A 26,327-nucleotide genomic window follows, 5' to 3' on the forward strand; every position below is an offset into this window, starting at 1 on the left:
ACGGACGGGCCGGATTCACCCGTTGGGTCCGATGAGGACACTTGAGGGTGACTGTTTTCCGGCCCGTTCGTGCGTAACTTCCTGCCATGGGCAGATCTCGTGCGGTTTTCGTCGCTGCTTGCTCGCTCCTGATCGCCGTGGCGTGCCCGGCGATCGCGGGAGCCGCCGACGGACCGCAGCCAGTGTGCGACCACCAACCCGCCGAGTACGGCCGGCCACCCTCCGGAGCCGTTCCCGTCGACCCGGCCGTCGACGGTGACCTCGCGGCCAAGACGGCGGCGCACCCGGCGGGCACGACGTTCTGGCTCCGGCCCGGCACCCACACGCTCGGCAAGGACGAGTTCGGCCAGGTCGCTCCCAAGGACGGCGACGTGTACCTCGGCGCACCGGGCGCGGTCGTGGACGGCCGCGGCGTCAACCGGGCGGCCTTCACCCAGCGGGCCCGCGACGTCCAGCTCCGCAGCCTCACCATCCGCGGGTTCGCCGCGCTGCAGGACCAGGGCGTGGTCAACCACGACTCCGGCGACGGCTGGCTCATCGAGAACACCACCATCGAGGCCAACGCGGGCGCGGGGCTGATGGCCGGCGCCGGGCAGGTCGTGCGGCACAGCTGCCTGCGCAACAACGGCCAGTACGGGCTCAACGCCTACCAGGCGGGCGACGGCATCACCGGGCTCGTGCTGGAGGGCAACGAGATCACCGGCAACAACACCGGCGACTGGGAGGCCAAGGTGCCGGGCTGCGGCTGCAGCGGCGGCGCCAAGTTCTGGGCCGTGAACGGCGCCGACATCCGCGGCAACTGGGTCCACGGCAACCACGGCGCCGGGCTGTGGGCGGACACGAACAACAACGACTTCCTCGTCGAGGACAACTTGTTCGAGGCCAACGACGCCGAGGCGCTGTTCTACGAGACCAGCTACAACCTGGTGCTGCGCGGCAACACGTTCCGCCGCAACACCCTGGTGCAGGGCCGCGCGTTCGCGGCGCGCGGCGACAACTTCCCGGTGGCGACGGTGTACCTGTCGGAATCGGGCGGCGATCCACGCGTGCCGGCCCGGACGTCCGCCGTCGACATCAGCGGCAACACGTTCGAGGACAACTGGGCCGGGATCACGTTGTGGGAGAACGCCGACCGCTTCTGCAACAGCCCGGCGAACACGTCCACGGGCTACTGCACCAAGCCGGCGGGAAAGCCTTCGTGCGCCGCGGGCACGATCGAGAAGGCCCCGGCCTACGACGACTGCCGCTGGAAGACGCAGCGGGTGGAGATCCACGGCAACACCTTCGAGTTCGACGCCGGCCGCGTCGGCTGCACGAGCCTGTGCGGGCGGATGGCCCTGTTGTCGAACTTCGGGACATTCCCGGACTGGTCGCCCTACAAGGGAACGGTGATCGAAGAGGCCATCACCTTCCGGCAGGCCAACCGGTGGCACGACAATGTGTACTCCGGGCCGTGGACTTTCGTGGCACATGACACCTCCAGGACGGTCGACGCTGCGGGCTGGCAGGCAAAGCCCTACTCGCAGGACGGGTGCTCTTCGTTCGGCGGTGGGCCCGCCGGCTGCTGATCACGAGCTTGCCGACCGGGTCCGACAATTTCCACAACGCCTTGCGCCGCGGACCGACTTTTCCCCTGTGCCACAAGGGAAAAGTCGCGAGCGGAGAATTTCGGACGCGTCGGTTCACCCGTTTCAGCGACTGGCGTTCGCACGCCTGTTCGGTACCGTCGGAGACATGACCGCCTCGGCCGAACACCGCGTCCACAGTGGACGAATTCCTCAGCCCACCCTTACCAGCACGGTGAACACCACTCGCTGTTCCCCGGATCAGCCTCCCCGCGAGCGCACGTCCTCAGCGCGCGTCAAAGGAGCAGCCGGCCTTGTTCTCAGAGCCGGTTGGCCACCCGGTCCAGCACCCAAGCCGTCGCCGGGACCGCGGCCAGCGCGGCGCAGAACCCCCCGAGGGCGTCCGTGGGGTAGTGCGCGCCCAACGCGACCTCGGCCCACCCCATCACCAGGCCGGCCACCAGCGCCAGGCCCAGCACAAGCGCGAGCCCGGCCGCGCGCCCCAGTCCCAGTCGCTCGGTGAGCAACAGCGCTATGACGAGCGCGAGTGCCGTCGCCAAGGCCGTGTGCCCGCTCGGGTACGACAGGAACTCGCCGTGGATGGTGCGGCCGACCACCGGCTTCAGCACCGTCGTCACCGCCACCGTGACCACGACACCCACCACCGTCAGCACGGCCGTCCGGACCCGGCGGACCAGCCAGCACACCACCGAAAGGAGACCGATCAGGATCACCGATCCCACCGGCTCGCCCCCGAAGTCGACGGCCAGGGCGACGTACCGCCACGGCGGCTGGACCGGGTAGAGCGACGGCAGAACGGCCGCGTCGATGCCGGTCAGGCCGGAGTCGTGGAAGTGCAGGATGCCGAGCGCGACGAGCACCGCCGTCGCCAAGGCAGCCGTCATCGCCAGCGGGGTGCGCAGCACGGCCGGCAGGGCCGCGGGCGCCGTCCGGACCAGCTGCCTCACGCCTCGATCGCCGCCTCGTACCCGGCGATCAAGCGGTCGAGCCCGACCGCGGGCGTGAAGTCCTTCTCGTACCGGACGCGGGCCGCGTCGCCCATGTCTGCGTTGCGGTCGCCGGCGACGGCGCGCAGGCGGTCTGCGAGGGAGGCTGCGTCGTTCGGGGCGTGCAGGAGGCCGGTCACGCCGTCGTCGACCAGCTCGGGAAACGCCCCGTGCGCGGCGGCGACCGTCGGCACGCCGGCGGCCATCGCCTCGACCACGACCAGGCCGAAGGCCTCCAGCCACGTCGAGGGCGCGACCACCGCGGCCGCGTCGGCGGTCAGGGCACGGCATTCCGCCTTGTTCTGGAGGCCGACGTAGGAGACGTCGGGGCGGCCGGCCGCCCAGGCCGCGACCTCGTCCTGCATCGGGCCGGTGCCTGCGATGACCAGCGGGACACCGAGGGCGCCGTCGAGACGCTCCCAGGCCCGTATCAACAGGCCGACCCCCTTTTCCTCGGTGACGCGGCCGAGGAACAGCACGTGCTGGCCGGCGCCGGTGCGGCGGACGCCGGGGTCGGTGACGAAGTTGTGCTTCACCGCCATCCGCTCGCCGGGCATCCCGGCCGACACCAGGAGGTCACGTTGAGCCGCCGAAATGCAGAAGAACCGGGAGATGCCCGTCCACCACCGGCGCCGGTTCGCGACCATGCTCGCCGCCATCGGGAGCGTGGCCGCGGTCGAACCGCGGTAGCAGCCGTGCTTGACCGCCGGCAGCGGTGAGCCGCCGACGCACTCGGTGCAGATGCGGCCGTCGCGGTGGAGCGTGCCGGGTGGGCAGACCATCGTGTAGTTGTGCAGCGTCGCGACCGCGGGCACCCCCGCGTCCGCGCACGCGGCGACCACCGACGGCGACAGCAGCGGGAACGTGTTGTGGATGTGCACGACGTCCGGGCGCGAGGCCCGCAGCCGGGCGGCGAGCTCCTTCCGCACGGCCGGGTTCCACGGCACCATCAGCGGCACCGCGGCCTTGCGGGGCAACGGCATCGCCGCGATGTCGTCGCTGCGGCGTTCGAACAGCGACACCTGGTGCCCGCCCTCGGCGAGCAGCGTCACCTCGGCGTCGACGACGTTGTTCTCCCCGCTCGGCTGCTCGGAGCGGTACCGGTTGTGCACCACGAGCACCTTCACGCGCCTGCACCTCGCACGTCTGCCCCCTTCGCCGGGATGAATGCTTGTTCGTCGGACTGCGGCACCCCGCGGACCAGCAGCGACGCGGCGACCGCCAAGTGCAGCAAGTACGGCGACGCGTCGCCGAGACCCGCTTCGGTGTAGGAGGCCGAAATGCAATAGGTGATCAGGAAGATCGCGCATGCGCGAGCCAGCGACGGTGGCCGCAGCACGGCCACCACGACCAAGGTGAGGAGGAAGCCCGCCACCAGCGCGATCCCGACGAAACCCTGCTCGTGGTAGATCGCGAGCCAGCTGTTGTCGATCGGGAGGCCGTCGTAGGACTTGTCGGTCAGGCCGACGCCGAAGATGTACTCGGCCGTCGTCCGCGGGGCCTCCAGCAGCGCGTCCCACACCTTCGCGCGGCCGGTCAGGCTGGAGAAGTTGTCCGCGCTCTGCCCGCGGAGGAACCACGTCTGCAGCGCGCCCGCGAGCACCACGCCGGCCACCCCGCCGACGCCGACCGTCCACGCGAACACCTTCCTCGCGCGGGCACTGGTCAGCACCATCGACAGGAAGGCCACCGCGAGACCGGCGACGAGACCGAGCGTCGCCGTGCGGGTGTGGGTGAGCATCAGCAGGCCCAGCACCGGCACCACGATCATCAGCGCGCTGCGCCAGGTTGTGCGGCGCCCGAACCAGAGGAGGAGCGTGAGCCCGGAGATGACCGCCGCGTACTGGCCGATCTGCGGCGGGGTCAGCGGCCAGACCGCGCCCGAAAGCCGGCCGCCGTACTCCTCCGGCATCGCGTTGCCGGGCGAGATCACCAGGCCGATCGCCACCGACGCGAGCACGACCGCGTACGTGCGGATGTGGTACCGGACGAAGCTGAACCCGCCGTCCCACCAGCGGGTCAGCAACCAGAGCGTGGAGACGAACACGGTGAGCCGGAAGCACCGGAACAGCGCGCCGAAGCCCTCCTGCAGGTCGGCGCTGGAGAGGATGCTGGCGCCCAGCAGGGCCGTCAGCAGCGTCAGGTACGCGCTCGGGCGGATCCGCAGGTGCTTGTTCAGGGCCAGCGCGATCACGAAGGCCGTCATCAGCGAGCCCATGGTGACCAGCTGGCTGACCGACCGCGGCAGCGGGAGGACCGTCTTGGCGCCGGTCGAGCCGAGCGTGTTGAGGATCAGCAACGCCCACGCGAGGCCCGCCCACTTCGGCGTCGAGGACGCGGGTTCGGGCGCGGTGTCGCCACGGAGGCCGGACAGTCCGGTGTGCGCGGTCATGTCAGCCTCCGCCCTGCGCGGTGAAGGTGCTCCCGCTGTCCTGCGAGTACGGCGCACCCTCCCACTCGCCGATCTCGAGGACGCGGTCGGCGGAGTAGGCGATGAACGTCCACGGGCCGGCGTAGCTGTTGTCGTGCCAGCGGTTGTCCTGCTTGAACGTGATCGCTTCCTGGACGTCGTCGCCGCGATACGGCGACCAGTCCGGGTAGCTGCCGAAGTTCGACAGCAGGCCCATCCGGCCGCACGAGGCCTGGCAGCCCACGACCGCCTGGTCGAGGACGAACTTGTTGTCGTGGATGTCGACGTGCTGGGTCTTCCAGCGGCAGTCGGCCAGCAGCGCGCCGCTGGTGATCGCCGGGGCCGCGCACTGCTTGACCGCCGGCACCAGCTTGGTGCAGTCGCCCGAGGAGGTGTTGGCCGGGCTGTTGCAGAACCGGTCGGCGTTCTCCCACAGCGTGATCCCGGACCAGTTGTTCTCCAGGTAGTTGCGGGAGATCTCGATCTTCGCGGTGCGTGCCTTGATCCGCGGCTCGCCGCCGGACTCGGAGATGTAGATCGCCGACGTCGGGAAGTTGTCGCTCTTGTCGGCGTACCGGCGGCCGTCGGCCCAGTTGTTCTTGCGGATCGTGTTGTCCCGGATGACGGCGTTGTAGCTGATCTCGTAGATCAGCGCGGCGCTGTCGTTGTTCTCGATGAGGTTGCCCTCGATCAGGAAGTCGTTGTTGTTCGTGTCGGCCCACAGCCCGGTGCCGTGGTTGTCGTGCACCCAGTTGCCGCGCACGTCGGCGCCGTTGACGTCCCAGAACTTGACCCCGCCGCTGCAGCCGCAGCCTTCGATCTTCGCTTCCCAGTCGCCGGTGTTGTTGCTGGCGATCTCATTGCCCTCGACGACCAGCGCGGTGAGCGGCGTGCCGCCGGAGTAGGCGTTCATTCCGTACTGGCCGTTGCGGCGCAGGCAGTTGCCGCGCACCTGCTGGCGCGCACCCGCCATGAGCCCGGCGCCGTCGTTGTCCTGGATGGTCGAGTGCTCGATCACCCAGCCGTCGCCGGAGTCGTGGTTGACGACGCCTTCGTCGTGCGGAGCGACGAAGCCCTGCACGGTCAGGTAGTTGATCTTGACGTTGGTGGCGTGCCCGGTGAAGGCGTACTGGTTGATCTTCCGGCCGTCGAGCACAGCGCCGGGGGCGCCGAGGTAGACGTCCCCGTCCTTGGGCGACACCTGGTCGTACTTGTCGTCGCCGAGGATGTGCTTGCCGGGCTTGAGCCAGAACGTCGTGCCGGAGCCGGCCGAGCGGGTCTTCGCCGCCAGGTCCCCCGGCACGGCGGGGTCGACGACAACGGCCCCGGCCGGGGCGGCCGCGGGGCCGGCCGGCTGCTTGTCGCACACCGCGGCGACCGACCCGCTGGGAGCCGCGGTGGCCTGGGCCGGGCCGCCGTCGGTGTCCGGCCCGCCCGAGCACGCCGCGACCGTGAGCAGGACACCGAGCAGCGGAGCGGCACGGCGGAGTCGGAAGCGGCGGGCTGTCACGGGCGGGTCCTAACTGAAGCGGAGCAGGGTGGTGAGGTGTCCGGGCGACCCGGAGCCGACGAGGGTGGTGGCGGGTTCCTTGCGTCCGAACCCCGCGGAGTACCACCCGAGCGGCGGCTCGGCATCACCCCGGTGCACGGTCCACGCAAGTTCGGTCGGCAACTCCATCACGGCGGTGCGCACGGCACCGCCGAGGGAACCGGAGACCCGCCCGACCAGCGGATCGGCGGCGGCATCGGACGCCCTCGCGTCCTCCGCCGTCCAGCGGAGGCGAGCGGTGGTGCCGTCGAGCATGACCGTCACCGACGGCCCGAAGTGGAACGCCAGCCGCGCGGGTCCGGGGGCACCCTCGCCCAGCACCTCGTCGTCGATCTTGAGCACGTCGCCGTCCAGCTCGACCGTGCGCCGGTGGAGCGCCGGGGCGTAGCCGTCGTGGGCGGCCGACCAGCGGGAGGGCCCGTCGTCCGGGGTTTGGACGTCGAGGACCTTCGTCACCGCGTGGCGGGTCCACAGGAACGGCCCGCCCGACACCGACTGGTTGCGGCCGGCCAGCTCGAGCGTGTTGTGGCCGAGCGTCGACCGGAAGTACGACCGCCACTGCGGCTCGCCGTGGTAGCAGAACGTGCCCGGGTCGGCGAGCACGTCGACACCGTCGTGGCGGACTTCCAGCGACAGCGCGTCGGCGTGGGCGTGGGCCGCGATCGACAGGAACCCGTGGGGACCTCCGTCGCAGCGGACCCACACCGGGCCCGAGCGCAGGATCGTCATGCCCGCGTCCCGCAGGTGCGCCGGACGCTTGCCCGGGCGGACGCCCGAAGCGCGCGGAGTGCGCGAAGCGAGAGAGGCGAGCAGCGCCGTGCGGACGTCGTCGCCGGGGACCGCAGGCCACCAATCGAGACGGCCGAACAACGCCTCGCCGGAAGCCAGCAGCGACGCCCAGCGGTCGGTCGCCGTGCCGTCGACGATCAAGCCGAAGCCGTCGTCGGCGTCGCCCTGGCGGGGCGGGCGCAGCTTGGTGTCCACAATGGACGCCAAGGCATCGGTCATCCGGAGCAGGACGTCCCAGGTCGAATCCGGCACCGGCGTGCCGGCGGCGTCGGCCTCGACCGCCGCCGCCAGGCCGAGTTCCAGCACCAGGCCGTGGTACTCGGAGGCCAGTTCCGCGTTGAGGCCGGACGCGAAGGTGTTGCGCCCCAGCTGGACGTCCAGCGAGCGCATCGCCGCGGTTCGCCAGCTCGCCGACTCCGGGAACCAGCCGAACGCGCAGGCGGCGGCCAGCAGCCCGGCGTCCTCGGCGATGACGTGGTTGTTCGCCGACGAACCGTGGCTGCGCAGGGTCGCGAGCCAGTTCTGGTGGTGCCACAGCTGGAGCTGGAAGTCCGGGTTCTGCTCGAACAGCTCCGCCGCGCCCGGCCAGCCGTCGAGCAGCCGGCGCGTCCACACCCACGACAGCAGCCGGATGCCCAGCTCGATCCCGCTCACCCAGTGCGGCCCGCGCAACGGCGGGTTGGCGGCCCACCACGAACGCAGGTGCTCCGCCGCGCGCTCGGCGTAGGCGGAGGACCCGGTCAGGGCGTACGCCGCGGCCAACACGGTGAGGTGCTGGTGCCGCGACGGTTCCCAGATCTGCTTGATGTCGCCGACCGTGTCTTCCGACCGGTACGGCACATCGAACGCGTACACGTCCGAGGGCGCGCGACGCCCGGTCTTGGGGTCGAGGAACCAGTCGGGTGCCTTGAAATCCGTCCGTTCGACGCCGAAGTACTCCGCGCGGCCCGCCATCAGCTCGTCGGCGGTGGCCACCAGTCGCGCGACGGCTTCGCCGGACACCTTGCCGAGCACCCCGGCGGGCAGCGTCGCGGTGAAGCGCGGGTGCGACGGCCAGTCCGGCGGAGTGGGCAGCGCGGACCGCCACTGCCGCTGGACAACGGCATGCCGCGCACGGCCGACGACCTCCGCCGGCCCCATCCGCGAGAGCCGGCGCAGGTACCAGCCAGGCCCCATCACGGGCGGACACCTGCCTCGGGCAGGGCCACGGTCCGGCCCGAGGCGACATCCGACCTGGTCGACCGCGCCACATCCCGGATCAGGGCGTCGCTCGTCATGCCGGGGCGCCCGTCTTCTGCGGCAGCTCGATCCGCACCGGTGCCGCGTTCGCCGCGCTCGTCTGGGCGGCCAGCGTCGCCAGGGTCGTTGCCGCCAGCGAGGCGATCGAGATCGGCATCGGCGCGCCCGTCCGGACCGCCGTCAGGAACGCCTCGACCTCCGCGGCCTGGCCCTTGTCGCGACCCTTCGGGATGCGGGAACTGGCCCACTTCTTGCGCGAGTACACCGACGCTCGCACGAAGTCGTCGAACTTCAGGACCTTGCCGTCCGCGACCAGGTCCAGGGTCTCCTTCGGGAAGCCCGACGAGCCCGTCTCGGCGTACGTGATCACCGCCGTCGAGCCGTCCGCGTAGCCGAGGGTCACCTGGAGGTCTCCCGTGGCGTACACCGAGACCGGGTCGGCGTCGAGGAGCCAGCTCACCGTGTCGATGAAGTGGCCGCCCTCGCCGGCGAAGCGGGATCCTTCCGAATCCGTCTGGTTGTACCAGCTGCCGTGGTCGAGGCGGCCCGCGTTCACCAGGTAGCGGACGCTCGCCGGGCCGACGCGCGGGCCGAACTGGTCGCGGGCCTCGTGCAGCAGCGGGGCGAACCGGCGGTTGAAGCCCACCTGGAGGCGGTCGTTGCCGGACTCCTCGATCGCGTCGAGGACCTTCTGCAACTCTTCGGGAGACAGCGCCAGCGGCTTCTCGACGAACACCGTCTTGCCCGCCAGCAGCGCCTGGCGGGTCAGCTCCGCGTGCGAGCTGTGCCGGGTCACGACGAACACCGCGTCGATCGACGAGTCGCCGAGGACGTCGTCGATGTCCGTCGACGCCGCCGCGAAGCCGAACTTGCGGCGGGCGTTGGCGCCCGACAGCGCGGACGTCGTCGCGACGTGCTTGAGCTGCACGTCCGGGCGCTCGACCAGGTGCGGCAGCAGCATCGACGACGCGTAGTTGCCCGCCCCGATGAAGCCCAGGCGCACCGGCTGGCCGGCCGGCAACGCAGCCGCCGGCGCCGATGCCATGCCGACGCGCGCCGACGTCACGACCGGCTCCGTCCGGGCGACCCCGTCCGGGTAGCGGAACAGCACCGCCACCGCCTTCAACGCGCCCTCGTTCAGCGACTGGTACGTCGAGACGGCGTCGGAGAAGTTCGAGACGTGCGTGATCAGCGGCTCGACGTCCAGCCGGTCACGCGCGATCAGGTCGAGGACGCACTCGAGGTTGCGGCGCTCGGTCCAGCGGACCTGGCCGATCGGGTAGTCACGCCCCTCCAGTTCGTAGGACGGGTCGTAGCGGCCCGGCCCGTACGACCGCGAGAACCGGACGTCGAGTTCCTTCTCGTAGTAGGCGTTCCACGGCAGGTCGAGCTTGCATTTGCCGATGTCGATCACGCGGCCGCGGTCGCGCGACAGCTTCGCGGCCAGCTCCACCGGGTCGTTCGTGTTGCCGCCCGCCGCGAGGTACGTCTGGTCGACGCCCGCGCCGTGGGTCAGCTCGTCCACCGCCGTGTCCACGATGCCGGACGCCGGGTGCGCACAGGTGAGCGCGCCGAGGCTCTCGGCGAGCTTGCAGCGCTCCGGGTCCGGGTCCACGCCGACCACGCGCACGCCGGACGACGCCAGCAGCTGCACGACCAGCTGGCCGATCAGGCCGAGGCCGATGACCAGGGCGACGTCGCCGATCTGCGGCTCGCCGCGGCGGACGCCCTGCATGGCGATCGATCCGACGGTGCCGAACGCCGCGTGCCGCGGGTCGACGCCGGCGGGCACCGGCGAGTAGAGGTTCTTGGGCACCCAGTTCAGCTCGGCGTGCAGGGCGTGCTCGTTGCCCGCGCAGGCCACCAGGTCGCCGACCTTCACGTCGGTGATGCCGTCGCCGACCTGCTCGACGACACCGCACAGCGAGTAGCCGAGCGGGGTGTAGGAGTCCAGTTTGGACGTCACCTTGCGGTAGGTCGCCGAAAGGCCGTTGGTGGCCACGCTCTGCATGACCTTCGCGACCTGGTCGGGGCGGGCCTTCGCCTTGCCCACCAGGGACATGCTGGCCTCGGACACCTTCATCATCTCGGTGCCGGTCGAGATCAGCGAGTACACCGTCCGCACCAGCACACCGCCCGGCTTGCAGGCCGGCTCGGGCACGTCGAGGAGCGCCAGTTCCCCGCTCTTGTAGTTCTGGACTACCTGCTTCACTTCGCTCCCGCTCCAGACATCGCGTTCCGGTACCAATACTCGAGGGTCAAGACGTGCCAGAGGTGCTTGCCGCGGTCTTCCTGACCGGCGGCGTCCTCGGCGACCATGCGCTGCAACGCCTCCCGCTGCAGGAAGCCCGACGAAACGAGCACGCCTTCGTTGACGACTTCGCGCACCAGCGGCGCCAGGTCGCGGCTCATCCAGGCCCGCAGCGGCGCGCTGAACAGGCCCTTCGGCCGGTGCACGATCTCGCCGGGCAGGATGTTCTCGGCGGCCTTCTTCAGCGCCATCTTCCCGGCGCGGCCGACGATCTTCCGGTTCCCCGGGATCTTGAACGCCGCCCGCACGACCTCGACGTCGACGAACGGGGTCCGCACCTCGGTGGATGCCGCCATCGTCGAACGGTCGGTGTAGGTCAGGTTCAGCCCGGGCAGGAACATCCGCGAATCGGCCAGGCACATCCGGTTGACGAAGTCGTCCAAGGCCTGGTCGTGGTACGTGTCCGCGTGCTCGGTCAGGACGTCGTCGACGGAAGCCGCCAGGTCCGGGTTGACCAGCCCGAGCAGCTCGGCGCGGTCGTACATCGTGTAGCTGCGCCGGAACGCCGTTTCCTCGGGCAGGCCCGCGAAGGACAGGAACCGCTTGGCGAACCGCACCGACCGGTAGCCGCGCTTGGCCGACGCCACCGGCAGCCTGTCCACAATGGACTCGACCGGGCGCCGGACCGCGCTCGGCACCTTGTGGTAGCGCAGCGCGATCAGGTTCGCGAGGTGCTTGCGGTAGCCGGCGAACAGCTCGTCGGCGCCCATCCCGGACAGCATCACCTTGACGCCGGCCTCGCGCGCGGCCGAGCAGATCAGGAACGAGTTGATCGCCGCCGGGTCGCCGATCGGCTCGTCGAGGTGGTAGGTCATCTTCGGCAGCAGGTCGAGCACCTGCGGCGCGATCTCGATCTCGTGCAGGTCGACGCCGAACTGCTCCGCGACGATCCGGGCGTACTTCAGGTCGTCCGGCATGGCCTCGAACTTGGCGTCCTCGGCCCGGAACCCGATGGTGTAGGCCGAGATCCCGGGCTGGGACCGGGCGGCGAGCGCCGTCAGGTAGCTGGAGTCCAGCCCGCCCGACAGGAAGGTCGCCACCGGGACGTCCGAGAGCAGGTGCTTGGCCGTCGACTCGGCGATCACCTCGTGCAGGTCGACCTCGCCGTCGAAGGCCGCGCCCTCCTCGGCGACCTCCCGCAGCGACCAGAACCGGCCGCGATCGACCTGGCCGTCCGGGCGGCAGCGCAGCCACGTGCCCGGCTGCAGCTTCTCCGCGCCCTGATAGGCGCACCGGCTGTCCGGCACCCAGTAGTAGAGCAGCGACGCGATCAGGGCCGCGTTGTCGACCTGCAGCGACCCGCCGAGCTCACCCGCGAGCGCCTTGAGTTCCGAGGCGAACGCGACCCCGCCGTTGCGCTGGACGAAGAACAGCGGCTTGATGCCCAGCTGGTCGCGGACCAGGAACAGCTCGCCGGTGCCCTCTTCGAACAGCGCGAAGGCGAACATGCCGCGCAGCTTGGGCAGGCAGTCGGTGCCCCAGCGCCGCCACGCCTGCAGCAGCACCTCGGTGTCCGACGTCCCGCGGAACCGCACGCCGGCCGCGGCCAGCTCGGCCCGCAGCTCGGGCGCGTTGTACAGCTCGCCGTTGTAGCTCAGCGCGAGCCCGTCGAGGACCATCGGCTGCGCGCCGGTCTCGGACAGGTCGATGATCGAGAGCCGCCGGTGTCCCAAGTGGACTTGGCCGGGCCCGGCCCGGTGCTCGTAGCGGCCGGAGCCGTCCGGGCCGCGGTGGGCCAGCGTCTTGGTCAGCCGGTCGGTGAGCGGCCCGCCGTCCGGCCAGAGGTAGGTGCCTGCGATGCCGCACATCGGGTGCGTTCCCCTTCGGTCGCGGCGCGGGTCAGGAGACTCACGCACTCTTTTCGGGGGTCTGGGTGGCGGAGCCCCCGGCCTGGGGCGAAGCCCCGGTTGTCACAGTGCTCTTTTCGGGTTCGAGGTCGGGTTCGAGATCGCCCTTGTGGTTCGGTTCTCCGTGGTCGCGCTTGAACGGCGTCGGCCGCTTCTGGGGCTTGACCGGGGCGAACTTCTTCGTCGGCGCGTTCAGGTGGTCCGGGACGCTCACCCCGCCCGGCGGCGGCAGCGGCGACGCCGGGGGCCGCGAGGCGGTGTGCGGCGGCTGGAGCACCGGCCGGACCGGGGAGAACCGGCGCGTCGGCTGCTCCGTGGCGACGCGCTCGGCGACGCGGGCGACCAGTTCGTCGAGGCGGTCCTCCCGCTCGGCCGAAGCCGAAGCCGTGGCCGGAGCCGCGGCGGACGCTGCCGGGCGGCCGCGGCCGCGCAGGGCCGTGTGCAGGCCGTCCCACAGCGTGCCGTCGGACTTGTCGCGCGGGTCCGGATCGACCAGCACGACGCCGAGGATCGGGATCTCCTGGTCGGCCAGCTGCCGCGCGACCGTGTGCAGCCACAGCGTGTTCGCGTGCCCGGCCTTCACGACCAGCACGGTCTCCTTGCCGAGGTGCTCCAGGTCGGTCCACGCCGTGCCCGGCGACACCGTGCCGACGCCGACGCGGCGCTCCTCCGGCTTCCCGGGCGGGTCGCCGGCCCCGACCACCGAGATGTCGCTCTTGGTCTCCTGCGCGAGCTTGCGGACGTCCTCGCGCGGGAGGTCGTCGACGACGCTCGCGGCACCGTCCTCGGCGAGCTCGGCGGCGACGTCCAGGCTGAGCGCGGCCGCGACCTTCGGCGCGCCGAGCTCCAGCAGCGACACCGTGCGCGGGTCCTTCTTGATGAGCCTGGCCAGCGTCGTGGCGACGCGCCGGCGTTCGGAAACCGCCCGCGAGCGCCGCCACAGCCGGGCCGGCCCGCGCAGCTTCGACGGCAGCTGCGCGATCACGGACGCACCCAGGTGCGTCGAGATCTCGCGGCGCAAGACCGGCTTGTCGCGTGAGACGGCGCCGATGGCGACCAGCGCGAGCCCGAGGGCCAGGCCGAGCGCGAAGCCGATGCCGGCGTTGGTCGCGGTGGTCTTGAGGAACGCCTTGGGCAGCGCGCGGGCCGCGTCGACGACCTGGGTGCCCGCGGCGACCTGCGGGCTGCCGATGCCGGCCTGCTGGGCGCGCGAGGTGAAGTCCGAGATCTGCGCGGTCAGCGCGGCGCGGCGGCTGTAGAGGTTCTCGAGGGTGGGCTGGCTGGCCTGGCGGCCCTTGCCCTCCTCCTCGACGATCTGCTGCTCGACCTTGCCCAGTTCGTCCTGGGCGTTCTTCCGCTGGTCGAGGATGGCCTGCGACTGGGCGGCCGCGGCCGCCTGGCTGCGCTTGACGTGGTCGGCGATGAACGTTTCGGCCAGCGCCTGGGCCTTCGCCACGGCGTCTTCGTTGCTCTTGGCCTTGACGGTGATCTGCAGGATGTTGTTCGTGAGACCGAGACCCGCGTAGTTCTTCATGAAGTCTTCGGGCGAGTCGGTGCTGCCGACCTTCTTCAGCGCGCCCGTGGCGATCGGGGCCGTCTGCAGCACGGCGACGTCGGTGCGCATCAGCGTGCCGCTGTCGGTCGGCGAGTCGTCCTGGTGGACCACGATCACCTTGGCGACCGCGGTCGGCGGCGCGGGCAGCACGACCGCGAGCGCCGCCCCGGCGAAGAGCCCGAGCAGCGCCGTGGCCAGCCAGATGCGCTTGCGGCGGCGGATCGCGATGAACAGCCGCTGGAGGTCGACGAGCGGCGCGGCGGGGGTTTCGGGAGGAGTCGTCACGCCGAACCTGCCAGGGCTTTCTCGGGGGCTTCCGCCGCGGGTCCGGGTTTCTCCGGCGCGCTCGGCCGGACGGGATGGGTGAGGACGGCCCCGACGATCTCCTGGCCCCCGTCGGCGCAGGCCTCGGCGAGCCGGACGAGCTGCCACGCGGTGCGCGTGCCGGCGCCGAGCACGACCAGGACCCCGGAACTCGCCGTCGCGTCCGGCACGGTGGGCCGGTCCGGCGAGAACTCGAAGACCCGCAGCGGCAGGGACTGCCGGTCGGCCAGCTCGGCGAGCTGGGCGGCGGCCCGGCGGCCGGTCTCGTCGTCGTCGGCCACCAGCAGCAGGATGTCGGCCGGGCCGGTGGCCAGCCGGGCCAGCACCCGGCGGAAGCGGATGTCGCGGTTGACCTCGTCGGCCGAGGTCGCGACCGGGGGCTGCACCCACGGGCGGTCCCCGCCGAGCAGGTGCCGCACCTTGCCGAGGAAGCCGGTGGCCGGGACGCGGTCGCCCTCCGGGGTGGCGACGTCGACGCCGGCCAGGATCGGCGCGCCGAGCGCGGACGCGATCTGCGGCTCGCCCCGCAGCCGCCGGTCGGTGCGGGCGGTGAACAGGTGGCCGAACACCCCGAAGAGGAAGAACAGCACCGCGCCCCCGGCGACGAGCTGCGTCATCGTCGGGGCGGCCGGCGAGGTCGGGCGCTGGGACGGCCCGAGCACCACGGTGTTGCCGACGCCGGTGGCCAGGTCGGCCTGGTTGAGGTCGTTGATCGCCTGCTCGAGCGACGTCTTCAGCCCCTCGAGCTGCGTGCGGACCTGCACGCTCTCCACGGTCAGGTCGCCGCCGACGTTCTTGGCGAGGTCGCTGATCCGCTCGGTCGTCAGCTTCACCTGCTGGCGCAGCGACTCGCGTTGCTCCTGGGCGAGCTGCACCGAGGCGTCGGCGGAGTTGGTCGCCAGCTGCGTGGAGAACTTGACGTACTGCTGGGCGACCTGGTCGGCGAGCTGCTGGGCGTGCTCGGCGGTGTCGGCGGAGACGGTGATCGTCACGACGTTGCTCTGCGCCACCGACGTGCTGACCTGGTCCTTCAGGTCGGCGCCGCTGGGGTGCCACGGGAGCATGGCCGCGGTGCGGTCGAGCACGACCGAAGCCTTCGCGATGTCGGCCTGGGTGAGCAGCTCGTCCGCTTGGCGGGGGCCCTGGAGCAGGACGCCCGAGGTGGTCTTGTAGCCGGGTGAGAAGAGGATCGACGCTCCCGCGCCGACCAGCGCGCCCAAGACGGCGAGGACGGCCAGCAGCCGCCATCGCCGTCGCAGGACCTGCCCGACCAGGGCCAGGCGCACCGTGTCGTCAGTCAACGGCGGGGTCTCCATTCCTGAGCCGGGTACGCCGAACGGGTTCAGTTGATCGGCCGGTTACCCGAACCGTCGTAAGACCGGGAGCATTGGTTACACGTGCGGGTGACTTCTTGACCGAACGGCGATCAGGACTTCACAGCGTGCTCATACGCGGCGAGCAGAGCCTTCGCGGAGTTCTCCCAGGAGAGCGGACCCGCCACCCTGGCCTGGCCGAGCTTACCCATCCGGGCCCGCTCCTCGGGGTCGTCGAGCAGCTGGGCGACGAGCTTCGCGAAGGCCGACTCGTCGTTCGCCGGGGCGTAGACGGCCGCGTCGCCGGCGGAGACCCGGGCTTCCCGCAGCTCGAACGAGACGATCGGCTTGCTCATCGCCATGTACTCCATGACCTTGTTCATCGTGGAGACGTCGTTGAGCGGGTTCAGCGGGTCCGGCGACAGGCAGACGTCGGCGGTGGAGAGGTAGCGGACCAGGTCCTCGTCGGAGATCCGGCCGGTGAACTCGACCTGGTTGGCCAGCCCGAGCTTCGCCGACAGCGCGACCATGTCGTCGAACGCGTCGCCGGAGCCGACGAACACGGCGTGCCAGTCGGTGCGGCCGACCTCGTCACGCAGCTTCGCGAGCGCGCGCAGGGCGTAGTCGACGCCGTCCTGCGGGCCCATCACGCCGAGGTAGGCGAGCAGGTGCGGCTTGCCCTTCTTCAGCTCGGGCTCGGCCGGCACCTCGTGGAACCGCTCGACGACGGGGGCGCTGCGCACCACGAAGACGTCCTCGGGCTTCTTGCCGCCGCGGATCCGGGCGACCTGCTTGTAACTCTCGTTCGTCGAGATGACGACGTCGGCGGCGCGGTAGGTGGCGCGTTCGAGCGCGCAGACCCCGCGGTAGAGCAGGTCCTGTCCGCGGTCGAACCGCGACAGGTACAGCTCGGGGCACAGGTCGTGCTGGTCGAAGATGAACCTCGCGCCCTGCCGCTTCAGGACCTTCGCGACCAGGTAGAGCAGGTCCGGCGGGTTGCAGGCGTGCACGACGTCGACCGGCCCGACCTTGCGGGCCAGCCGCAGGGTGTGCCACAGCGCGGTGCCGTACTCCTGCAGGTAGCCGGCGGGGCCGCCGGTCGCCGCCCGGAGCGGGTAGCGGTGGATGTGGACGCCGTCGACGACGGCTTCGGCCTCGGTGTCGCGTTTCGTGCCCTGCGGGCAGATCACGTGGACTTCCCACCCGGCGTCGCGCAGGGTCGTGGACTCCTGCCAGACCCGCCGGTCGAAGGGGACGGAGAGGTTTTCGACGAGGATGAGCGCTTTACCAGGCAAGGCCGGCGTATCCCTCTTCAAGGCGACGCTCAGCGGCGTCGGGCAGGCGGACGAGGTCGATCAGGGCCCGGTCGCCCCCGTGCGGCAGGGCCGCCAGCACGTCCGGGTCCTTGGTGCCCACGAGCAGGACGTCGGCGTGGTTCACGACCTCGTCGACGGACCCGGCGAGCAGCTGGCCGAGGTGCGGCAGCCGGCTCTCGATGTACTCGCGGTTGGCGCCCATCAGCCGGGAGAGGCTGACGTTGGCGTCGTAGATCTTCAGGTCGTAGCCCTTGCCGAGCAGCTTCTCGGCCAGCTCCACCAGCGGCGACTCGCGCAGGTCGTCGGTGCCCGGCTTGAACGACAGGCCGAACAGCCCGACCTTGCGCTTGCCGGTGCGCGCGACCAGGTCGAAGGCCCGCTGCAGGTGTTCGTCGTTCGACGCGAGCACGTGCGACAGGATCGGCACGCTGACGTCGGCCCGGTGCGCGGCGTAGACGAGCCCGCGCAGGTCCTTCGGCAGGCACGAGCCGCCGAAGGCGAACCCGGGCTTGAGGTAGGCGGGGCTGATGTTGAGCTTGGTGTCGGCGAGGAAGACGTCGATCACCTGGTGCGAGTCGAGGCCCAGCGCCCGGCAGATCGCGCCGAGCTCGTTCGCGAACCCGATCTTCAGGCCGTGGAAGGAGTTGTCGGCGTACTTCGTCATTTCCGCGACCGGGATCGGCACCCGGAAAACCGGGCCGGGCAGGCCCTCGTACAACGCCGCGACGGCGTCGCCGCTGGCTTCGTCGATCTCGCCGATGACCGTCTTCGGCGGGTCGAAGAAGTCGCGGACGCTGGTGCCTTCGCGCAGGAACTCCGGGTTCACCGCGACGCCGAAATCGACCCCGGCGGTGCGGCCCGAGGCCTTCTCCAAGATCGGGACCAGCAGGTCGAGGCAGGTGCCCGGCAGCATGGTGCTGCGGAAGACGACGGTGTGCCGCGTGCTCTTCTTGGCGAGCGCTTCCCCGATTTCCTCGGCGACGCGCTCGAGGTAGACGGTGGAGAGGCTGCCGTTCGGCGCCGACGGCGTCCCGACGCAGACCAGCGAGATCTCGCTGTCGGCGACGGCTTCCGCGACGTCGGTGGTGGCTCTCAGCGCACCGCTCGCGACCACCTCGGCGGTCAGCTCGCCGATCCGCTCCTCGACCACCGGGGCGTTGCCCTGGGTGATCAGGTCGATCTTCACCGGGTTGACGTCCACGCCGACCACCCGGTGTCCCTGCCCCGCCAGGCACGCGGCGGAGACACAGCCGACGTAACCGAGCCCGAAGACACTGATCTCCACGCCAAAACCTCCGCTATTCCGCGCGACCCTCAAGTTGGTCGGCGGGCGCCCCTGGATCGTTACCGCGGACGCGGCGAACGGGGGACGGCGTGAGATGGCGGTGAGACGCAAGGGATCCGAGTGAGAATTGCGTCTCGATCCGGCGGCGAACGGTGGACTACGCCCACGGTTCGCCGCCGGATCGTGAATAGGTTGCGTCAGTTGTTGTTCACGAACGTGGTGGCGAGGCTTTCTCCCTTGCTCACCGCGTTGGCGTGGTTCTCGATCGGCGAGACGGTCGAGTTCTTGAAGCAGATGTAGGTGACGCCGGAGTCGGTGCCACCGTTGGACGGGTCGGGGTTGATGCCGAGGTCCTTCGCCGTGGCGTAGGAGGCTTCACCGATGATCTGCGACGGGCCGGTGTCGCCGATGACGGTGTACTCGACCTTGCCGTTGTAGATCACCGCGCAGGAGCCGCCACCCTTGAGACCGGAGGAGGAGTACTTCCAGATGCTGCTGGAGCTCGGCACGACGATGTAGGGCAGCTTCGCGGCGTTGAGCGGCTTGCCGTCGGACTGGTGGAACGCGGTGTCGTCCTGGAAGCAGCAGTCGGTGTCCTCGTTGCACTGCGAGGTGCGCTGCCCGTCGCAGTCGATGTCCATGTCGGCTTTCCAGAAGACGGCCCCGTTGGCATCGCAGACGGCGACCGTTTTGCTCGAAACGTCTTCGTCGGTCTTGTATTTGCCGTTCGAGATCTGCTTGCAGCTGTTGGTCTTGGCGAGCAGCTGCGCGGCGGTGGGGGCGGCGGCCACGGTGGCCGGTGCCGCGGTGGCCGGTGCCACGGCCGGGGCGGGCGACGCGGACGCGACGGCCGACGGCACCACGGCCGACGCCAGCGCGAGCGTCGCGAGCAGGATCAGTTTCCGCATTCCTGGTGCTCCCTTTAGTTAGGAAACTTTCCTTACGGCGGCGGGGCACCAGGATGCACCGCGGAGGCGGGCACGTTCAAGGCCTTCGGGTGCGGGAATTTCCCATCAGGTGGCCCGAGTTGACGAAAAGGCTGCTCACCGCTCTGACCCGGCGGCGACCGGTTCGGCGGGTGTCCCGTTCGCCGGGACGCAGTGGGGTGGCCGGGATCCGGCGAAGTTCGCCTATCGGACAGGCCTTGCCGTAGCACGGCTGGCCGCTCGCCCGGCGCGACACTAGGCATCCGCCTCGCGGGGTCCGCGTCTACTGGGCAGTGCGGCGGAACAGGCGGTTCGCCCAGCGGGTCGCGCGTCGGCGGGAGCCGGCGAGGACGCCGTCGAGCCAATCTCCGTCGAGGTCGTGCGGGAGCTCCGTTCGAGGCTGGAGCCAGCCGTCGGGGTGGACCGCGCCACCGTCGCTCGAATACACCCGGGTCGCCCCTGCCTGCCGGAGCCGGGCGAGCACGCGCCGGTCGTAGGCGCCGAACGGCAGCGAGTACCGCCGGACCGGGCGGCCGCACAGGTCGCCCAGCAGCTTCGGCGCGTCCTTCAGCTCGCGGTCGGCGTGGCGGTCGTCGAGGCGCCGCCAGTCGCGCGGTTCCCAGCCGTGCGAACCGATCTCCATGCCGGCGTGCACGAGCTCGCGCAGGCCGTCGCGGTCGAGGTAGCCGCGCTGCCCGAGCCGGCCGGCGAGCGGGAAGAACTCCGCCGTCAGCCCGCGGTCGGCCAGCCGCGGCAGCACGATCTCGACGTCGGAGTCGTTGCCGTCGTCGAAGGTGAGCCGGACGTCTTCGCGGTCCGCCGCGGCGTCGAGGACGCGCTCGAACTGCTCGACGGTCAGCCAGCGCTCGTCTTCACCGGGGTCGAGCTGGCGGGCCGGCCGGCCCACCCCGTGCACGGCGAGGATCACCGTCACCACTCCCACCGCCTGCCACCGCGAGTAGTCGATTTGTTACTTCGATTAATCGCACTGGCAAACGGGTGAGTTACACTTTTTTGCCGTTATTTAGCCTTTGCGGATTTCCAGCGTGCAGCACTTCGGGCCGCCGCCGGCTTTCCGCAGCTCAGAGATGTCGACGTAGACGGGCTCGTACCCCCGCGCGGCGAGAAGTTCACCCAATCGGGTGGCCTCGACGGGCAGCACGACGTTGCGGCCGTCGGACACGCCGTTGAGGCCGAAACACTCGGCGTCTTCCCGGGTCGCGAGGACCGCGTCCGGGAACACCCGCTCCAGGACCCGGCGCGAGCCGGCCGAGAAGGCGTCCGGGTAGTAGACGATCTGCGCGCGGGTCGTGTCGGTCGCTTCGGCGAGCACGAACAGCGCGGTGTCGAGGTGGTAGTAGCGCGGGTCGACCAGCTGCAGCGAGACGACCGGGACGCCGAGGACTTCCTGGGCCTCGGCGTGCGCGGCCGGGTCGGTGCGGAACCCGGTGCCGGCGAGCAGCAGGGAGCCGGTCCAGGCGAAGTCGCCCTCGGCCTCGTTGATCTTCTCCGGCATGGTGATGTCGCGGTAGCCGTGCTCGACGAACCAGCGGCGGAAGTGCTCGGCCTCCGCGGCGCGCTGCGGGGCGCGGAACCGCGAGCCGAGCACGCGGCCGTCGACGACGGTGCCGGAGTTGGCGGCGAAGACCATGTCGGGCAGGCCGGGCTGGGGCTCGATCTCCTCGACGGTGTGGCCGAGGCGGCGATAGGTGTCGCGCAGCTCGGTCCACTGCGCGACTGCGACGTCCGCGCTGACCGGCTGGGTCGGGTCCATCCAGGGGTTGATCACGTAGTCCACCGCGAAGTGACGCGGGGGACACATCAGGTATCGACGGGTGGTCGGTACGCGCATCGCCTGCATGGTTGCAGGGTAAGGCGCGCCTAAACTCGCAATCAATCGCTGTTCGCTGCGCGTATCTGTGCTAGATGTTGCGTGTGAACACCATCGACCAGCGAATCGTTTCGTGCCTCGTGGCGAACGCGCGATCAAGCTATGCGGAGATCGGCAAGGTGGTCGGCCTGTCGGCGCCGGCGGTCAAGAGGCGGGTGGACCGGCTCCTCGAAACGGGCATCCTGCGCGGCTTCACGGCGGTGGTCGACCCGGAGGCGCTGGGCTGGGGAACGGAGGCGTTCGTCGAGGTCACGTGCCAGGGCAACATCACGCCGGCCCGCATCCGCGCCCGCTTGGAACCCTTGCCGGAGGTGGTGGCGGCGTACACGGTGTCCGGCGCGGCGGACGCCATCGTCCACCTGAGGGCGGCGGACATCCACCACCTGGAGACGGCGCTCGAGCGGCTGCGAGGGCTGGAGATCGTGGACCGGACGGTGTCGACGGTGGTGCTCTCGCGGCTGCTGGAGCGGCCGCCTACTCCGGAGCAGTGAGCCCCCCTCCGTCACCCAGGCCGGGGGTGAGCCCCAGCATCAGACCGAAGCGCGACTCCACCTCGTGACCAGGCAGGGCCCGAAACGCACCCTCACCCCGGCCGCGACCAAGCAGGGCCGAAAGCGCTCAGCCGCCCAGCGCGCGCAGCACCGGCGGTGCCTCGTCCGGGTGCAGGCGCAGCTCCGTCCGGCCGTCCGGCGACCGGAACGTCACCGCCTGGCGGTCCACCGCCTGCATCGTCAGCTCGCCCGGGTCGAACGGCACCGGCTCCGCGCCCGGGGTCCGCCACGTCGCCCTCCTCCCGCCCACCGCGATCCAGCCCCGCCGTTCGCGGCCGTCGGTCACCTCTTCGGACCGCAGCACGCACGGGTACTCCACCCGCTCGCCGCGCGCGAGGGCCGCGGCGCGGGATCGGCGGCGCCGTCCGCCGAACAGCTCCGACATGTCGATCATCGTCAGCAGGTTGCCGACCAGCACCACCAGCAGTTCCACCACACCCCACCAATACCCTGATCCGATGACCGACAGCATCGTCAGCGAGCACGCCGGCGGCGTCGCCCTCCTCACCGTCGACGCTCCCGGGAGCCGGAACGCGCTGACCCTCGACCTCTCCGCGCAGCTCGCCGACGCCGTCGCCGCCGCCGAGCGGGATGAATCCGTGCACGCCGTCGTCGTCACCGGTACTCCGCCCGCCTTCTGCGCCGGCGCCGATCTGGCCGCCCTGGCCGAAGCCGACGAAGCCGGCCTGCGTGCCATCTACGAGGGCTTCCTCTCCGTCGCGCGGTGCTCGCTGCCGACCATTGCCGCCGTCGGGGGTGCCGCCGTCGGAGCCGGGCTGAACCTCGCGCTCGCCGCCGATGTGCGGCTGGCCGGGCCGCAGGCGAAGTTCGTCGCCCGGTTCCTCGAACTCGGGCTGCACCCCGGGGGCGGGATGACCTGGATGACGCAGCGGATCGCCGGCCCGCAGCAGGCCGCCGCCATGACGCTGTTCGGGCAGCCGCTCGACGCCGGAGCCGCCGTGCGGGCCGGGCTGGCTCTGCGCGTCGTCGACGGGGGCCATGACGAACTGCTGACCGCCGCGCGTGAGCTCGCTCACCCCGCCGTCGCCGCGCCGCGCGAAGCGCTGATCGCCACCAAGCGCAGCCTGCGCGCCACCGCGGGCCTGGCCGAGCACAGCGACGCCGTCGACGTCGAGATCCGGCCGCAGCTCGCCTCGCTGGCGTCACCGGAGTTCGCCGAACGGCTTTCCCTGATACGGGAACGGATCCGGTCCCGGCCGTGACGCGGGAGACGCGCGTCACAGGTCCGCGCGGCAACTAACCGTTACCATGAGTTACAGGTATCTGACGGACCTGCGAAGGGGACATTGAAGAGCACCGAAGAGGTCGTCCAACACCCGGGACACTACCAACATCGGTGTTGAGGGCGAGCTAACCTCGGGAGTAGACCTGGTGAACGCAGCCGCGGCACCGGCAGGCGAACGGAAGCCGTACCGTCGGGAGAGAGGGAATCCCTGACCCATGAGCACGAGTGCGAACGGCAACGGCGCTGGTCACGGCTCGCTCGCCGCAACCAGGCCGACCGAGGTCAGCAAGCTGGACCGGGTGGTCATCCGGTTCGCGGGCGACTCCGGTGACGGCATGCAGCTGACCGGCGACCGCTTCACGTCCGAAGCCGCCGCCTTCGGCAACGACCTGTCGACGATGCCGAACTTCCCCGCCGAGATCCGCGCGCCACAGGGCACCATCCCCGGCGTCTCCAGCTTCCAGGTGCACTTCGCCGACTACGACATCCTCACCCCCGGCGACCGGCCGGACGTGCTGGTGGCGATGAACCCGGCCGCGCTCAAGGCGAACCTCGGCGACGTCCCGCACGGCGGCACGATCATCCTCAACACCGACGAGTTCATCAAGCGCAACCTGACCAAGGTCGGCTACGCGACGGACCCGCTGGACGACGACACGCTCACGCCCTACCAGGTGCACCGGGTCGCCATGTCGACCCTGACCCAAGGCGCGCTCGCCGACACCGGCCTCGGCAAGAAGGACGCCGAGCGCTGCAAGAACATGTTCGCGCTCGGCCTGCTGTCGTGGATGTACCACCGGCCGACCGAGGGCACCGAGCGGTTCCTGCGCGAGAAGTTCGCGAAGAAGCCGGACATCGCCGAGGCGAACATCCTCGCCTTCCGCGCGGGCTGGAACTACGGCGAGACCACCGAGTCGTTCGCGACGACGTTCCAGGTCGCCCCGGCCAAGCTGACCCAGGGCACCTACCGGCAGATCACCGGCAACACCGCGCTCGCGTACGGGATCGTGGCCGCCGGGCAGCGCTCGGGCCTGCAGATCCTGCTCGGCACGTACCCGATCACGCCGGCCTCGGACATCCTCCACGAGCTGTCCAAGCACAAGAACTTCGGCATCATCACCTTCCAGGCCGAGGACGAGATCGCCGGCATCGGCGCCGCGCTCGGCGCGTCCTACGGCGGCGCGCTCGGCGTCACCTCGACGTCCGGGCCCGGTGTCGCGCTGAAGTCCGAAGCCGTCGGCCTCGGCGTGATGGTGGAGCTGCCGCTGGTCGTCATCGACGTCCAGCGCGGCGGCCCGTCCACCGGCCTGCCGACCAAGACCGAGCAGGCCGACCTGCTGCAGGCGATGTACGGCCGCAACGGCGAGTCGCCGGTCCCGATCATCGCGCCGCTGTCGCCGGCGGACTGCTTCGATGCGGCGGTCGAGGCGACCCGGATCGCGCTGAAGTACCGCACGCCGGTGCTGCTGCTCTCGGACGGCGCGATCGCGAACGGCTCCGAGCCGTGGCTGATCCCGGACGTCGACGAGCTGCCCGACCTGCGGGTCGAGTTCGCCAGCGAACCCAACGCGGACAACGACTCCGGCGAGTTCTGGCCGTACGTCCGCGACCCCGAGACCCTCGCCCGCGCCTGGGCGGTCCCGGGCACCCCGGGGCTGCAGCACCGCATCGGCGGGCTGGAGAAGGCCGACAAGACCGGTCACATCTCCTACGACCCCGACAACCACGACAAGATGGTCCGGCTGCGGCAGGCGAAGGTGGACGGCATCGACGTCCCCGACCTGGTCGTCGACGACCCCAGCGGCGGCAAGGCCCGCGTGCTCGCGCTCGGCTGGGGCAGCTCGTTCGGCCCGATCGGCGCGGCCTGCCGGCGCGTGCGCAAGCTCGGCCTGCCGATCGCGCAGGCGCACCTGCGCCACCTCAACCCGCTGCCGGCCAACCTCGGCGACATCCTGCGCAGCTACGACAAGGTCGTGGTGCCGGAGATGAACCTGGGCCAGCTCGCGCTGCTGCTGCGGGCGAAGTACCTGGTCGACGTCCATTCGCACACCAAGGTCGCCGGGCTGCCGTTCAAGGCCGAAGAGCTGCAGAACCTGTTCTCGGAGATCATCACCGGCGTTACTACGGAGGCGGCGAAATGACCGCAATCGACATCGGGCTTCCCACCATCGGTGGCCTGGACCTCGTGCCCACCACCGACGAGCCGCAGAAGGCCAAGGACTACAAGTCCGACCAGGAAGTCCGCTGGTGCCCCGGCTGCGGCGACTACGTCGTCCTCAACGCCGTCCAGTCGTTCCTGCCGACGCTGGGCCTCAAGCGCGAGAACATCGTCTTCATCTCGGGCATCGGGTGCTCGTCGCGGTTCCCGTACTACCTCAACACCTACGGCATGCACTCGATCCACGGCCGCGCGCCGTCGATCGCGACCGGCCTGGCGACCACCCGCCCGGACCTGTCGGTGTGGGTCGTCACCGGCGACGGCGACGCGCTGTCCATCGGCGGCAACCACCTGATCCACGCGTTGCGGCGCAACGTCAACATCAAGATCCTGCTGTTCAACAACCGGATCTACGGGCTGACCAAGGGCCAGTACTCCCCGACGTCCGGGCAGGGCATGGTCACGAAGTCGACGCCGATGGGTTCGGTGGACACGCCGTTCAACCCGCTCTCGCTGGCGATCGGCGCCGAAGCGTCGTTCGTGGGCCGCGCGCTGGACTCCGACCGCAAGGGCCTCACCGAGGTCCTGCAGGCGGCGGCGCAGCACCGCGGCTCGGCTCTGGTCGAGATCTACCAGAACTGCCCGATCTTCAACGACGGCGCGTTCGACGTCCTCAAGGACGCCGACGAGGCCGCCACCCGCCTGATCCCGCTGCGCGCCGGCGAGCCGATCCGGTTCGGCCCGAACCAGGAGTTCGGCGTCAAGCGCGGCGACTGGGGCGGCCTGGACGTCGCCAAGGTCGCGGACATCGGCGAGGACAACCTCGTCGTGCACGACCCGTCGATCGCGGACACGTCGTACGCGTTCGCGCTGTCGCGCCTGGGCGACCAGAACCTCAACCACGTCCCGACGGGCGTCCTCCGCCAGGTCGAGCGCCCGACGTACGACGACGGCGCCCGCGCCCAGGTCGAGGAGGCCCGCGCGGCCCGCAAGCCGGACCTGCAGGGGCTGCTGCGCGGCAAGGACACCTGGACGGTCGCGTAAC

The 26,327-nt window shown here is 70.8% G+C and carries 20 protein-coding genes; 5 read left to right on the top strand and 15 right to left on the bottom strand.

Translation table 11 applies throughout. From position 1 onward, the window contains the following. Window positions 1-86: 86 nt before the first annotated feature. A complete protein-coding gene (locus tag ACWEF6_RS07765) occupies window positions 87-1,568 on the top strand; it encodes a right-handed parallel beta-helix repeat-containing protein (RefSeq protein ID WP_449682174.1) in 1,482 nt (493 codons plus the stop codon). Between the two features lie 317 nt (window positions 1,569-1,885). Here ACWEF6_RS07765 and ACWEF6_RS07770 read toward each other — a convergent pair whose 3' ends face one another. From ACWEF6_RS07770 to ddaH, 14 genes are all read right to left on the bottom strand, one after another. Then, entirely contained in the window at window positions 1,886-2,533 is a 648-nt protein-coding gene (locus tag ACWEF6_RS07770; protein ID WP_449682175.1) for a phosphatase PAP2 family protein, read from the bottom strand. Then, entirely contained in the window at window positions 2,530-3,699 is a 1,170-nt protein-coding gene (locus ACWEF6_RS07775; RefSeq protein WP_449682176.1) for a glycosyltransferase, read from the bottom strand. The genes ACWEF6_RS07770 and ACWEF6_RS07775 overlap by 4 nt, the downstream gene beginning before the upstream one ends. Then, a complete protein-coding gene (locus ACWEF6_RS07780) occupies window positions 3,696-4,964 on the bottom strand; it encodes an O-antigen ligase domain-containing protein (protein ID WP_449682177.1) in 1,269 nt (422 codons plus the stop codon). Before ACWEF6_RS07780 ends, ACWEF6_RS07775 begins: the two co-directional genes overlap by 4 nt. Window position 4,965: 1 nt before the next feature. Further along, window positions 4,966-6,492 carry a right-handed parallel beta-helix repeat-containing protein gene (locus ACWEF6_RS07785; RefSeq protein WP_449682178.1) on the bottom strand — a complete coding sequence of 509 codons (1,527 nt, stop codon included), beginning with the start codon at window positions 6,490-6,492 and terminating at the stop codon, window positions 4,966-4,968. Between the two features lie 9 nt (window positions 6,493-6,501). Then, entirely contained in the window at window positions 6,502-8,496 is a 1,995-nt protein-coding gene (locus ACWEF6_RS07790) for an alginate lyase family protein (protein WP_449682179.1), read from the bottom strand. A gap of 97 nt (window positions 8,497-8,593) precedes the next feature. Further along, entirely contained in the window at window positions 8,594-10,771 is a 2,178-nt protein-coding gene (locus tag ACWEF6_RS07795; RefSeq protein WP_449682180.1) for a bi-domain-containing oxidoreductase, read from the bottom strand. Further along, entirely contained in the window at window positions 10,768-12,678 is a 1,911-nt protein-coding gene (gene asnB / locus ACWEF6_RS07800; protein ID WP_449682181.1) for an asparagine synthase (glutamine-hydrolyzing), read from the bottom strand. Before asnB ends, ACWEF6_RS07795 begins: the two co-directional genes overlap by 4 nt. A 40-nt stretch (window positions 12,679-12,718) precedes the next feature. After that, complete coding sequence (locus ACWEF6_RS07805; protein WP_449682182.1) at window positions 12,719-14,557, bottom strand: Wzz/FepE/Etk N-terminal domain-containing protein; 1,839 nt, start codon at window positions 14,555-14,557, stop codon at window positions 12,719-12,721. Next, a complete protein-coding gene (locus tag ACWEF6_RS07810) occupies window positions 14,554-15,912 on the bottom strand; it encodes an exopolysaccharide biosynthesis protein (protein ID WP_449682183.1) in 1,359 nt (452 codons plus the stop codon). The genes ACWEF6_RS07805 and ACWEF6_RS07810 overlap by 4 nt, the downstream gene beginning before the upstream one ends. A 110-nt stretch (window positions 15,913-16,022) precedes the next feature. Then, window positions 16,023-17,204, bottom strand: a complete 1,182-nt coding sequence (locus ACWEF6_RS07815) for a glycosyltransferase family 4 protein (protein ID WP_449682184.1) — start codon at window positions 17,202-17,204, stop codon at window positions 16,023-16,025. Continuing rightward, window positions 17,194-18,510: a nucleotide sugar dehydrogenase gene (locus tag ACWEF6_RS07820; protein WP_449682185.1), complete on the bottom strand. Its 1,317-nt coding sequence runs from the start codon at window positions 18,508-18,510 to the stop codon at window positions 17,194-17,196. Before ACWEF6_RS07820 ends, ACWEF6_RS07815 begins: the two co-directional genes overlap by 11 nt. A 197-nt stretch (window positions 18,511-18,707) precedes the next feature. Beyond that, entirely contained in the window at window positions 18,708-19,418 is a 711-nt protein-coding gene (locus tag ACWEF6_RS07825; RefSeq protein ID WP_449682186.1) for a glycoside hydrolase family 75 protein, read from the bottom strand. Between the two features lie 301 nt (window positions 19,419-19,719). After that, window positions 19,720-20,379 carry a polysaccharide deacetylase family protein gene (locus ACWEF6_RS07830; RefSeq protein WP_449682187.1) on the bottom strand — a complete coding sequence of 220 codons (660 nt, stop codon included), beginning with the start codon at window positions 20,377-20,379 and terminating at the stop codon, window positions 19,720-19,722. A gap of 81 nt (window positions 20,380-20,460) precedes the next feature. After that, window positions 20,461-21,297, bottom strand: a complete 837-nt coding sequence (gene ddaH, locus ACWEF6_RS07835) for a dimethylargininase (RefSeq protein ID WP_449682188.1) — start codon at window positions 21,295-21,297, stop codon at window positions 20,461-20,463. A gap of 74 nt (window positions 21,298-21,371) precedes the next feature. On the opposite strand from ddaH, the gene ACWEF6_RS07840 reads away from it, so the two are divergent. Beyond that, the gene (locus ACWEF6_RS07840; RefSeq protein ID WP_033261465.1) at window positions 21,372-21,818 is read left to right on the top strand and encodes an Lrp/AsnC family transcriptional regulator; all 447 of its coding nucleotides are present in this window, start codon (window positions 21,372-21,374) and stop codon (window positions 21,816-21,818) included. Between the two features lie 127 nt (window positions 21,819-21,945). On the opposite strand, the gene ACWEF6_RS07845 is transcribed toward ACWEF6_RS07840, so the two are convergent. Next, entirely contained in the window at window positions 21,946-22,311 is a 366-nt protein-coding gene (locus ACWEF6_RS07845) for a hypothetical protein (RefSeq protein WP_449682189.1), read from the bottom strand. A 25-nt stretch (window positions 22,312-22,336) separates the two neighbouring features. On the opposite strand from ACWEF6_RS07845, the gene ACWEF6_RS07850 reads away from it, so the two are divergent. The 3 genes from ACWEF6_RS07850 (at window position 22,337) to ACWEF6_RS07860 (ending at window position 26,326) form a co-directional block, all read left to right on the top strand. Continuing rightward, entirely contained in the window at window positions 22,337-23,101 is a 765-nt protein-coding gene (locus tag ACWEF6_RS07850; RefSeq protein ID WP_449682190.1) for an enoyl-CoA hydratase, read from the top strand. Window positions 23,102-23,339: 238 nt separating this feature from the next. After that, window positions 23,340-25,265 carry a 2-oxoacid:acceptor oxidoreductase subunit alpha gene (locus ACWEF6_RS07855; RefSeq protein ID WP_449682191.1) on the top strand — a complete coding sequence of 642 codons (1,926 nt, stop codon included), beginning with the start codon at window positions 23,340-23,342 and terminating at the stop codon, window positions 25,263-25,265. Continuing rightward, window positions 25,262-26,326, top strand: coding sequence for a 2-oxoacid:ferredoxin oxidoreductase subunit beta (locus ACWEF6_RS07860; protein ID WP_449682192.1), 1,065 nt, complete (start codon window positions 25,262-25,264; stop codon window positions 26,324-26,326). The genes ACWEF6_RS07855 and ACWEF6_RS07860 overlap by 4 nt, the downstream gene beginning before the upstream one ends. Window position 26,327: the final 1 nt, after the last annotated feature.

Source organism: Amycolatopsis sp. NPDC004772 (assembly GCF_053601215.1).